Annotated in this window: 10 protein-coding genes; 5 read left to right on the forward strand and 5 right to left on the reverse strand. The window is 47.1% G+C overall.

What is annotated here, in order from left to right:
* Window positions 1–27: 27 nt before the first annotated feature.
* The 3 genes from KO501_RS03970 to KO501_RS03980 all read right to left on the reverse strand — a co-directional run bounded on the left by KO501_RS03970 (window position 28) and on the right by KO501_RS03980 (window position 6,060).
* Window positions 28–3,141 (reverse strand): efflux RND transporter permease subunit, encoded by a 3,114-nt coding sequence (locus tag KO501_RS03970; protein ID WP_216028361.1) that lies wholly within the window; start codon window positions 3,139–3,141, stop codon window positions 28–30.
* Window positions 3,134–4,180, reverse strand: a complete 1,047-nt coding sequence (locus tag KO501_RS03975) for an efflux RND transporter periplasmic adaptor subunit (protein ID WP_216028362.1) — start codon at window positions 4,178–4,180, stop codon at window positions 3,134–3,136. Before KO501_RS03975 ends, KO501_RS03970 begins: the two co-directional genes overlap by 8 nt.
* A 122-nt stretch (window positions 4,181–4,302) precedes the next feature.
* Entirely contained in the window at window positions 4,303–6,060 is a 1,758-nt protein-coding gene (locus KO501_RS03980; RefSeq protein ID WP_216028363.1) for an ABC transporter transmembrane domain-containing protein, read from the reverse strand.
* A 265-nt stretch (window positions 6,061–6,325) separates the two neighbouring features.
* Between KO501_RS03980 and rpsP the strand changes: the two genes are divergently transcribed.
* The 5 genes from rpsP (at window position 6,326) to KO501_RS04005 (ending at window position 10,603) form a co-directional block, all read left to right on the forward strand.
* Entirely contained in the window at window positions 6,326–6,577 is a 252-nt protein-coding gene (gene rpsP / locus KO501_RS03985) for a 30S ribosomal protein S16 (protein WP_216028364.1), read from the forward strand.
* A gap of 26 nt (window positions 6,578–6,603) precedes the next feature.
* The gene (gene rimM / locus KO501_RS03990; RefSeq protein ID WP_216028365.1) at window positions 6,604–7,125 is read left to right on the forward strand and encodes a ribosome maturation factor RimM; all 522 of its coding nucleotides are present in this window, start codon (window positions 6,604–6,606) and stop codon (window positions 7,123–7,125) included.
* A 1-nt stretch (window position 7,126) separates the two neighbouring features.
* A complete protein-coding gene (gene trmD / locus KO501_RS03995) occupies window positions 7,127–7,888 on the forward strand; it encodes a tRNA (guanosine(37)-N1)-methyltransferase TrmD (RefSeq protein ID WP_216028366.1) in 762 nt (253 codons plus the stop codon).
* A gap of 18 nt (window positions 7,889–7,906) precedes the next feature.
* Window positions 7,907–8,266 carry a 50S ribosomal protein L19 gene (gene rplS / locus KO501_RS04000; RefSeq protein ID WP_216028474.1) on the forward strand — a complete coding sequence of 120 codons (360 nt, stop codon included), beginning with the start codon at window positions 7,907–7,909 and terminating at the stop codon, window positions 8,264–8,266.
* Window positions 8,267–8,461: 195 nt separating this feature from the next.
* The gene (locus tag KO501_RS04005) at window positions 8,462–10,603 is read left to right on the forward strand and encodes a TonB-dependent siderophore receptor (protein ID WP_216028367.1); all 2,142 of its coding nucleotides are present in this window, start codon (window positions 8,462–8,464) and stop codon (window positions 10,601–10,603) included.
* A 115-nt stretch (window positions 10,604–10,718) separates the two neighbouring features.
* Here KO501_RS04005 and KO501_RS04010 read toward each other — a convergent pair whose 3' ends face one another.
* Window positions 10,719–11,402, reverse strand: a complete 684-nt coding sequence (locus KO501_RS04010; RefSeq protein ID WP_252728154.1) for a tetratricopeptide repeat protein — start codon at window positions 11,400–11,402, stop codon at window positions 10,719–10,721.
* Window positions 11,402–12,262, reverse strand: coding sequence for an SDR family oxidoreductase (locus tag KO501_RS04015; protein ID WP_216028368.1), 861 nt, complete (start codon window positions 12,260–12,262; stop codon window positions 11,402–11,404). The genes KO501_RS04010 and KO501_RS04015 overlap by 1 nt, the downstream gene beginning before the upstream one ends.
* Window position 12,263 lies beyond the last annotated feature (1 nt).

Genomic DNA, 12,263 nt, shown 5'->3' on the forward strand with positions numbered 1-12,263 from the left:
GAGCTGGGTTATTCGTGCATAGCCGACTTAGGCTATTTGCTTGTTGTCCGCGTCGTTTAACTCTTCTTCTAATCGATTGCTTTCATCAGCACGAGGTTTGGTAAACCGCGCGAGCGCTAAATACAGCACAGGCGTAAGATATAGGGTAAACACCACCGCAATACCCAGCCCACCGAATACCACCCAACCTATGGCATTACGGGCCTCAGCACCCGCACCAGTGGACAAAATAAGTGGTAGTCCACCTAATATAGTGGAAACCAAGGTCATCATAATTGGCCGTAAACGAACTTTACCGGCTTCCACGATGGCGTCATAAACCGAATGGCCTTTGTCTCGCAGTTGGTCGGCAAATTCAATCAATAAAATGGCATTTTTCGCCAATAAGCCAATGAGCATCACAAGCCCGATTTGGGAATACACGTTGATGGTGGTGTTCGTTAAATAAAGTGCGTAGATAGCAGCAGCAATACCGAAAGGAACGGTCAGCATAACCACAATGGCGCTATTGAGACTTTCAAATTGGGCCGCCAGTACCAATAAAACAATGATAAAGGCTAGCACATAGGTCAGTGCTACTTGTTTTGACGTTTCTTCAAACGTCTGGGCTTCGCCTAAAAATACCAGACCAATGCCAGGAGGTAGGTTGTCGCTGGCCAGTGCCCGAATGTTATCCACCGCTTCGTTGATGGGGAAATCTTCAGGCAGTTCCATTTCTACTTTAATCGCGCGACGTTGAGCTTGGCGTTCTAGTTCTGCCGCCACACCTTCTTCTGTGATATAAGCAACACTAGAAAGGGGGACAAGAGCGCCGGATGTTGACTTAACATACAGGCTAGTAAGATCAGAAGGGGCACTGGTATTACGCTCACTAGATTGCAGCATAATAGGAATGGCTTGGTCACCCACGTTTAAGTCGGCAATATCGTCGCCATTAACGGCCGCTCTTAGGGTCGCGGCGATGTCACTAAGTGGCACCCCAAGCTCTTCTGCTCGTCGTCTGTCAATATTCACCCGCAACTGGGGTTGGGTGGGTTCGTAGCTAATGCGAGGGCTACCAAGTTTAGGCATCTGGGTTTCAATGGCAGCGGCAAATTCCACGGCTGCATCGTAAATTTCATCATAACTGCTGCCGGTGAGAGCGACTTCTAGTCCGCCCCCTTGTCCGCGGAGGTTCAGGCTATTGCCGCCAAACGCGTTTCCTGGCGCACCGGGGATAGCTTGTAACTTGGGACGAATTTGCGACACAATATCTTGTAAGGATTGATCCCGCTCATCCCAGTGCTTCAAAGGCACAGTGACAAAGACAATGTTGGGATCCCAGCGACCCACCACGGTATAAATGGAATCAACGGTGCCGTTTTCTACAAACGGATAAAGCACTTCTTCCATTTTATGGGCCTGACGATCCATAAAATTCATGCCTGCGCCATCGGGTCCTCGGGCAAAAATGCGAATGGTGCCCCTGTCTTCACTGGGCAGTAATTCATTGTTAATGTGCTGCGCGGTAAACCAAGCACCGGCTGCGGCAATTAAACTGAGTAAAACCACCACCACGCCATGCTTTAACGACCATAATAACGAGCGTTGATAAAGGTGAAGGCACCCATTACCGAAGCGCCCCAAGGTTTTGTTAAACGTACTTTCTCCCTGTTTTTTCTTTACCGGAAGCCGCGCTGTCAGCGCTGGAACTAGCGACAAGGCCACAAAGGAAGAAATAATCACAGCCCCTGCTAGTACGCCGCCAAATTCACGGAATAATCGACCTGCTGTGGAAGGTAAAAATGCAATGGGAATAAACACAGAGGCTAAAACCGCGGTGGTTGCCACTACGGCAAAGAAAACTTCCCTTGTACCGATAACGGCAGCAGCACGGGCTCCTAGTCCCATACCTCGACGACGTTGAATATTTTCTGATACCACAATGGCATCATCGACAATCATGCCGGTGGCCAGCACCAGCGCCAGTAACGTAAGAATATTCACCGAAAAGCCCAGTAGCCATATCACGCCTAAGGCCCCCGCTAGAGAAACGGGGATGGACAAGGCCGGAACAATGGTAGCACGCCATGAACCGATGAAAACCAGTAAGGTAAATACCACCAGTATTACGGTAATGCTCAACGAGGTCACCACTTCACTGACAGAATCACGAATAAATTCTGCATCATCGGCGGTGACCACGATGTTCATATCGGTAAAGCGTTTATTTAAGTCGTTGACCATGGTCATGACTTCATCGGAAATTTCAATGGTGTTAGAACTGGCCTGCCGGATGATCCCTAAACCAATTACTGGCTTGCCGTCTAAACGCACAGTACTGGTACTGTCCGCTGGACCAAAATACACGCTGGCCACGTCACGAATTTGAATATCGCCGCTAATCACAATGCTGGCCACATCGTCAGCTGTGACGGAAGTGGCATCGGCGCGCACGATTAAGGATTGATCCGTAGACTGAATGCTGCCCGCGGGAACATCAAAGGGAGCTAATTCAAGGGCCGTGGCCACGTCTGTCATGGATAAATTAAAACTGGTGAGGCGCAAAGGATCCACAGAGACCCGTAAGATCCGTGCGCGGTCGCCAACCAATTGTACGTCTGCCACTCCGGGAATACTTAAAAACAGTGGAGCCAGATCTGTATCTACCCGTTCAGTTAGGGTTTCCATATCGAGGGTATTACTTGATACGGCAAGGCTAACGACAGCCTGTGCATCATTGTCGGCGCGAATAATGGATACCTGTTCTACATCTTCAGGAAGTTGACGCTGGACACGACTGACAGACTCGCGGGTTTCATTGGCGGCATCTTCTAAATTGATGCCTGGACGAAATTCAACTCTTACTCGGGCAGAGCCTTCTTCACTTTGGGCATAAATATTTTTTACGCCACTGACCCGGGCCACGGCACCTTCAAGGCGACTAGTGACTTCCGAGTCTACGGTTTCTGGTGAGCCGCCTGGATATTCGGCCGTTACTGTGACGGTGGGGGTATCTACATCTGGGAGTTCTCTTACTTCAAGACCATTGAGCGCAGCAAAGCCGGCGATAATAATCAGTAAATTAAGAACAACGATGAGTACCGGACGGCGAATGGAAACCGACGGCAAATCGCCGACTTGCTGAGAATGTTTAACCATTTTGTACACCCTGAGCAAGTTCGGTGGTTATTTGTTGCCCTTCGCGCAATCGCTGGATGCCCTCGGCTATTAGCATGTCGCCAGGCGCTAGGTCGCCGGAAACCAGAATTACGCCTCGTAATCGCTGGTGGACATTAACATCTACCCGTTTGGCCTTGTTGTTTTCTGCGATCCATACGTAAGCGCCGGTAGCGCCCCATAGTAAAGACGCTTCAGGGACCGCAGCAAACTCATTGCCATTAATTGCCAGCTTAACCCTAAAGCTCATGCCCGGGCGAAAATTGTCGCTATTATTGTCTAAAATAGCGCGAGCCCGTAAGGTACGATCTACTTCACTAATACGGGAGTCAACTTCTGCAATTTTAGCTGGCAGGGTTTTGGTTCTGTTACTCCAGGGCTCTAAGGTGACGGTGGGTTCATTGAGCAATACATTTAGCGCAGCTTCTGGCGCGCGAAAATCAATAAAGAGTTTGCTTCGGTCATCCAGTGTGGTGATGGCCGTGGTGGTTGTAATGCGGTCGCCCACTTCCACATCCGTTAAGCCAACCACACCGCTAAATGGGGCCGCGATGGTGCGATCTTCTAAATCTGCTTTTGCTTCTTCTAGGGTGACTTTGGCGAGGTCACGAGCAGTTTCTGCAAGATCCAGTTCGCTTTGAGGAATCGCGCCTTTTTGACGACTTTCCTGTAAACGCTTGTACGTGCGCTCTGCATCTAACAGTTGTAGTTCGGCACGGCGTACCGCTACGGCTTGTCTACGATCGTCCAGTTTAACCAGTACCTTACCTTTTTCGACATATTGTCCGGGTACAAAATTAACCGCTGTTACTTCATCGGCTACCGCCGGGTAAAGCACAATAGAACGCACCGCTTCGGCTGTGCCAACGGCTTCCACATCGCGTTTTTCGTATTGAAAAACCACTTCGTCTAACACCACTAATTTGGCTTGTTTATCACCAAAGTATTGGGCATTGGAAAGATGGCTGGCTGTCGCAAAAAGCAATCCTATTGCACAAATTGCTACTGTTTTTAATCGCATTGTATTGTGTTCCACTGGAGGGGCGTAAATTTATCGTCTTCTATTAAGCTGAAACGTAAAATTTACACCGCTATTATTTTATTAACATTATATTTGCCTAAGCCTATACCACCATAGGGGCATCAGGTTAGCAATTGCAGTTCAGCGTACTCACGGTACAGGATATCGTTTTCCATGAGTTCGTCGTGTTTTCCTGTATTTATAACGTTTCCTTTGTCCAGAACGATTATTCTGTCAACGTGTTTTACCGTTGCCAGTCGATGGGCGATGACAATACTGGTTCTACCTTCCATTAATTTATTGAGTGCCTCTTGCACCATTTTTTCACTGCGAGCGTCTAGTGCGCTGGTGGCTTCATCTAACAAAAGGATAGGGCGATCAGCCAGTAATGCGCGAGCAATAGCGATACGTTGTTTTTGTCCGCCAGACAGTTTAACCCCTCGTTCTCCTAGTTGGGTGTGGTATCCATTTTCTAACTCTTCTATGAATTCGTGAGCGAACGCAGATTTTGCGGCTTGTCGCACATCTTCTTCACTGGCGTGATTATTGCCGTAACGAATGTTGTCTAACACCGAAGCGGCCAATACCACGGGTTCTTGGGTGACGATAGCAATGTGGCTCCGTAAGGTGGTTAATGACAAGTCAGTTACCGGCGTTTGATTTAATAAAATGGCGCCGGATTGCACATCGTAAAACCGGAGTAAAAGTTGGAATAAGGTGGTTTTGCCCGCGCCACTTGCGCCCACCAAAGCCACCTTCTCTCCTGGCGCAATGGTCAGTGAGAAGTGCTCAAATAAAGGGGTATGTCCGTAATTAAAGGCGATATCTCGCAGCGTAATTGCCGGAGGGGTTGCGGCTATCTTGTCTTCATTGATGGGGCCAGGTTTAATATCCGGTTCAGCGGCTAACAATGCTAACAGTCGTTCGCTGGCTCCTACTCCTCGTTGTACTTCACCGATCACTTCGCTTACCGTGGCAATACTGCCTCCGGCCATCACGGCGTAAAATAGAAATGCGGATAATTCGCCGGCGGTCATGGCACCAGTAAAAACTTGTCTGGCGCCAAACCAGGCAATCATCACAATGGCACTTAAACTAAATAACATAATAAGACCAATAAGCAGGGCGCGATAATGGATCCGCTTTTTCGCCGTGGACATGACAGACTCCACGCCCTCGATAAAGGCGTTATTTTCTTGCTGTTCGGCGGTAAAGGCTTGTACGGTCATGATTTCATGTAAGGTTTGGTCAATATGGGCACCCAGGTCGGCGATCCTATCTTGGCTTTTTTTCGCGTACAGTCGCACTTGGGGAGCCAACAGGCGGATCGGAATAAGAATGGTGGGCACGGCAAGCACAACACACAAGGTTAACGCTGGGCTGGTAAAAACCATTAGTAATAAAGCACCACTTAAGGTGATAACAGAGCGAATAGCCATGGATAAGCTCATGCCCACAACGGTTTGGATAACCGTGGTGTCGCTGGTAAAGCGAGATATCACTTCACCGGTGCGTAACTGGGCAAAAAAGGAGGGGGGAAGGGTCAATAGATGTTGAAATACCGAAGTTCGAATATCAGCACTAATCCGTTCGCCAAGCCAAGTCATTAAATAAAAACGAAAGTAGGTTGCTATGCTAGCAACGGCGGTAATGACCATAACTAAAATAACGGCGCGGTTTAGCATGTCTGCGTTGTTGTGTATAAAGCCGTTGTCTACGGCCATTTTAATACCTTGGCCAAGCACTAACCATGCGCCGGCAGCAACCAACAGGGCGGCAATGGCGCCCACTACTTGCCATGGGTAATGTGCCAGTAATGAACGCACCCAGCGCAGAACGTCACGTGTTGAAATGGTTGGGGATTCGGTTTCTAAAGACATGCTGTAAATTAGCCTTTTCTATATAATGGTTCGGTTAGCCTTATCTTACGGTAGATACGCTTCTTGGTTCTAAAGATGAGACCATTTTAATATTGAATCGGATCAAAGCCGTGGGCCTCGTTAATTGATGCCTATTTGGTAATCAAACCTTGCAATTCTTATTCTTCTGCGTATAATTCCGCGGCCTCCTAACTGGCGCCTGTTCGCAGTGTGTTTTGGTAGGGGGTAAAGTTAACAGTATCGCTACAACGAGTTTGAGGCACTTATGGTTACTATTCGTTTACAGCGTGGTGGCGCGAAAAAGCGTCCATTTTATCAAGTAGTGGTTGCTGACAGCAGCCGTGCAAGAAACGGTCGTTTCATTGAAAACATCGGTTTCTTCAACCCAACAGCACAAGGTCAAGCAGAACGTCTGCGTTTAGATCTTGAGCGTGTTGAATACTGGGTTGGTGTTGGTGCGAGCTTATCTGAGCGCGTAACTACCCTGGTAAAAGAAGCTAAAAAAGCGGCAGCGTAAGCTGTCCATAATTCTGGTAGGTATAGATGAGTCAAGCGTCTGAGAAAGTGATTATTGGCAAAATCGGTGCTCCTTATGGAGTGAAAGGTTGGGTCAAGATCAACAGCTATACCGATACGCCGGAAGGTATTTTTGGTTATGCACCTTGGCAACTTGGTGATGGCAAAGAATACCAAATTGATCAATGGCGCCCGCAGGGTAAAAACCTGGTTGCGAAAATTGAAGGTATCGAGAGTCGAGATGACGCTGAGCGCATCAAGAATCTGGATGTTTCCATTGACGAAAACCAGTTGCCTGAACTTGAAGAAGGCGAATTTTACTGGCGGGAGCTCACCGGCATGCAAGTGGTAACTACGCAAGGTTACGATTTGGGTGTGGTGAAAGATGTATTCAACACAGGTGCAAATGACGTTTTGCAGGTCCGCGCCAAGGTGAATGATGCATTTGGTCAGAAAGAAAGATTAATACCCTTTGAGATGGATTCCGTCATCAAATCGGTAGATAAAGAAGGCGGTGTGATTACGGTAGATTGGGATCCGGGGTTCTAAAGTGACCGCGGACAAATGGTTCGGCATTATCAGTTTGTTTCCTGATATGTTCGCACCCTTCATGCATCAAGGCGTGGTAGGGCGAGCAGTTAAGTCAGGCATTCTTGATGTCGAGATGTTTAACCCACGTGATTACACCCACGATCGTCATCGTACTGTGGATGATCGCCCTTACGGCGGTGGTCCGGGTATGTTGATGATGGTAAAGCCTTTAACAGACGCCATTACCGCAGCTAAACAAGCTGGCGGTGAACATGCAAAAGTGATTTACCTGTCACCACAGGGAAAGAAGCTTGACCAGGCAGGGGTGAAACACCTTGCCGAAAATGACCGTATGATTTTTATCTGCGGTCGTTATGAAGGAATCGATGAGCGCGTTATCGAATCTCACGTTGACGAAGAATGGTCAGTAGGAGATTACGTATTAAGTGGAGGAGAATTACCTGCACTGGTGCTTATGGATGCAGTGGCTCGACTCGTACCAGGTGTACTGGGTCATAAAGCCTCTGCCATCGAAGATTCCTTTTCTGATGGACTGCTGGATTGCCCGCATTATACGCGGCCAGAAGTACTTGAAGGTAAAGCCGTTCCTCCTGTGTTGTTAAGTGGAGATCACGAAAAAATCAGACAGTGGCGACTCATGCAATCGTTAGGTAGAACCTGGCAACGTCGCCCTGAGTTATTAAACCACCTAGCTCTGACTGAGGAGCAAGTGAGATTATTGGAATATTTCAAGTCGAACTTGCAGCAAGATGACAGTTAACTAGGACGAGAGGATATGATGAGCAAAGTCAGTCAAGATATCATCAAAAAAATTGAGCAAGCACAGCTTAAATCTGATGTTCCTGAGTTCGGCCCAGGTGACACAGTAGTTGTTAAAGTTCGCGTTACCGAAGGTGACAAAGAACGTCTTCAGGCCTATGAAGGTGTTGTTATCGCTAAGCGTAACCGTGGTCTTCACTCGTCTTTTACCGTTCGCAAAATTTCTAGCGGCGAAGGCGTTGAGCGTGTTTTCCAAACACACAGCCCGGCAGTTTCTTCTATTGAAGTGAAACGTCGCGGTGCGGTTCGTCGTGCTAAGCTTTACTATCTGCGTGAGCGTTCAGGTAAATCTGCACGTATCAAAGAAAAGCTTAACTAAGATTACTAATCCTTGCGTTATTGTTAACTTCGAAAGAGCCCGCTTAAAGCGGGCTTTTTTGTGCCTGTTCCACCGTCTTTTCTGTTTGCCTAATACACGAATCTGAATGAAAATAGTTACTATTTAATTTATTGTTTTATTCCATTATACTACCGCAACTTTTTTAGGATTGATTGATTCGTAGTTGGAATAGTAATGATAAACAAAAGACTTTTTGCTCTTTCTCCCCTTGTACTGGCGATGAACCTACATGCCCAGACTGCGCCGACAGACACAGACAGTACACAAAACGCTGAACCTGATGATATTGAGATCATTCGTATTGTAGAAAGTCGAATTCAGCGTATCAGTTCAGGGGCAACAGGCTTAGGGTTAGATAGTTTTGATACCCCTCAGTCAGTCTCGATAGTGGAACAAGATACAATCTCCAACTACAACTTAAGTGATATCAATAGCTTATTTAAACAAGTAACTGGCATCAATATCGACCAAACAGAAACGGATCGTACTTACTTCAATGCCCGTGGCTTTGATATTACCAGTATGCATGTGGATGGCTCCGGTATTCCCTTTGGCGATATTTTCGTAGGAGATCTGGATACTGCCATCTACGAAAAAGTGGAATTTATTCGTGGTTCCAATGGCTTGATTACGGGCTTAGGTAATCCTTCCGGTACGGTAAATTATGTGCGTAAGCGCCCCACCAATGAAACTGAAGCCAGCGTGGATTTTACGTTAGGGCGCTGGGCGAACATGCGTACGGTGGCTGATGTATCTACTCCTTTAACCGAGTCGGGTAGTTGGGCGGCCCGAGCGGTGGTGGTACATCAAGAGAAAGAAAGCTGGTTAAATTTGTATGAGAACGATCGCACCGTATTATATGGCGTAGTAGATGGGCAACTCACAGATGATGTGACGTTGACCTTTGGTTATACCTATCAGGATAATAACAGTGACGGGGTAACCTGGGGCGCGGTGCCTCTTATTTATTCAGACGGAACCAATTTGTCAGCGGATACATCCACCACCACAGCCATGGACTGGACGTATTGGGACACCTTAAACAAAACCGCTTTTGCTGAACTAAGCTGGTATCTCACCGACGATTTAAACTATACCTCAAAGCTCAATTATATCCGCTACGAGGATGACTCCGAACTGTTTTATACCTATTCATATGCTGGCGTTGGAGTAGATAGCGAAACCCAACTCGGTTTGTACGGCTACCCAGGTAAGTTTACCAGTGATGATAAAACCTTGATTTGGGATAACACCTTACAAGGGTCTTTTGAAGCTTGGGGCCGTGAGCATACCTTTAACTTAGGTGTAAGTTTAGCCAATTCCGATACCAACGACTACGATTATGGGGCACTCAGTGGCTTTGACGCTATGCCAGCTCTGCTTAGCTGGACGGGTACAGAAGTGAGTCGCCCTGAATGGGCCGACCCGTATCAAGCGGGCTACACCGATGTGACGTTAAATCGTTTTTACGGGGCGGTACAACTTGCCGTTACCGATAATTTAGATTTGGTGTTAGGAGCCAGTTTCGTGGATTACGAAAACGAAGGGGAATCTTGGGGCGCTTCTACGTCGACCACGGAAGATGGTAGTAGCCCTTATATTGGCTTTACTTGGGAAGCCATGGAAGATCTTAACGTCTATGGTAGTTACAGCGATATCTATCAGCCCCAGTACTACTTAAATGAAGACTTAGAGCCGTTAGGTTCCGCGGAGGGCCGAAGCTACGAGATGGGCGTTAAGAAGCTATTTGCTGATAACTTCTTACTGAGTGTCGCCTTGTTTAGAACAGAACAAGAAAATCTGTACGACTTTATTGGCTATGGCGATGGCGACGGCGTAGATGACGATGATTACTCAGATGACTTTAACTACTCTTTATATCGTGGCGTGAGCGTCGAATCCAATGGTATTGAGGTGGAAGTGTCGGGGAATCTGACTCGAGAAATTATGATCCAAGGTGGTTTTACCGCCTTAACCATGGACGATGAAAACGGGGATGAAGCCCGCACATTTATTCCTCGTAGAACCTTGAAACTGCTAGCGGATTACTCTCCTCAATGGCAAGAAAACCTGAGTATGGGACTATCTTTGCGTTGGCAAAGCGAAACCTATTTAGATACCGACTACGGCCGTATTACCCAAGATAGCTATGGGCTGGTAGGCGGTTATGTGAATTATGCCTTTAACGATAAACTCTCTTTTAGCTTGAATTTAGATAATATCACTGACGAAAAATACTATAGCTCAGTGCGTACCGATCAAAGTTATTATGGCGCGCCCGCAAATTATAGTTTGACCATGCGTTTAGATTACTAATTTTTTTACCTATAAAAGAGGGTTTCCCGATTAGGGAAACACATTACTACCGGCTTTTGCCTGCATTGGCCATGGCCGGTAGCTTTTTATGTTTCTTACTTTCTCCATTTCATGGCTAGACTTTTTCCTTCAGCTTTTTTTCTAACGCCGCAATGTCACTTTGACGTCCCTCATCGGCCAGGGGACGGTTTTGCCGTGGTGGTGCCATTTTCGCTTTTTGAAGATATTTAGCGGCGTTTGCATAGTCTTTGTTATCAAATAAAAACTCGGCATAAAAGTAATTGGGATCAATGCCATGGGGATTAACCTCTAAGGCACGTGTTAGCAATTGGGCGGCTTTTTTATCGTCGCCAAAGCTAATGGGCCAGCCCGGTAATTTGTGATATAGCACGCCTAAGCTTGTCATTGCCGATCCCGTTAATGCATTTTCATCAATATGCATAGCATGTTCAAAACTTTTACGGGCAGCCTTCGCATATTTAAGGGCGCTTAATCCGCCTAATGCCCCTGCAGTACTCGACTGAATAATGCCTTGCCATATCAGTAATTCGGGGTTGTTTGGATCTGTTAATACGGCTGATTTTGCTTGCTTAAGTAAGGCCTTAAAGGCGCTTTCCTTATCTTCCGAGCCATAGTTAATTTGTGCCCACCGCTGTTGTAATTGCAGTAAGGGGGTTGTTTGTGCAATTAAGGCCACCTTAGCGGAATCCACCGTAGCGCCGTCATGGCTCACCTCTGTGGCCTGTGCAGTAACCACATTAAGTAACAAAAATGCCGCGCAGATAGTGAGATGTTTCATCAGGAGGTTCCTTTTTTTTGTTCACCCGCTAGATGCCCGTTGGTGTGCTCTTCCACAGGATGAGGTTGCACACTTTTAGCATGGCTAAAGGTGTATTTTTTAATTGTGTCTAGTTGCTTAGCCAGGGCTTTATCTACTAAGGAAGGGAAGAGGGCGTTGAGTTTCGTAAAAAATCGTTCCGATAGACCGAGTTCCCGTCGCGACACATTATTGGTTAACAAGGTGATAAGTGCATCGGCTACGGTTTCAGGGCTGTCAACGGTGTTTTTAAGTGCTTTATTCATTGCGTTTACCCGACTATCGTTGATAGCGGTATTGGTGGCCCTTGGGGCGAGGTAATGAAAATGGAGCTGGGTATTGGCGTGTTCCCGAATCATGGCTTCCGTCCATCCCTTAATACCAAATTTGGTCGCGCAATAGACGCTGTGGGCGGCAAAACCAATACCACCTAATGCGGAGCCTACGTTCACTACATGGGCTTGGGGCTGGGCGCAAAGTTGCGGCATCATTTCCTGGGTTAATAGCATGGGGGCGGTAAGGTTGGTATTGATAATCTTAGGGATGGCCGCTTCACTAAATTCTCCCACTTGGGTAATCCCAGCATTGTTAATGAGTATGCTGATTGGTAGGCGCTCACAAACATGACTGATTTTTTTGCGCCCACAGGGGGTAGTAATATCGGCTTGTATAACCTTGTGGGAATGATTTAGCAGGGCGCTTAGCTGTTGAAGTTTTGCCTCATCTCGCCCGGTTAATACCAATTGTCCCCCCTTTTTATCAATGGCTTTTGCCATTGCGGAGCCTATGCCGCCGCTAGCACCGGTAAGTAGCACGACCTGATTTTCCCAATTTATCGCCATA

Origin of the sequence: Alteromonas sp. C1M14 (assembly GCF_018860965.1) — a bacterium.
GTDB lineage: Bacteria > Pseudomonadota > Gammaproteobacteria > Enterobacterales > Alteromonadaceae > Alteromonas.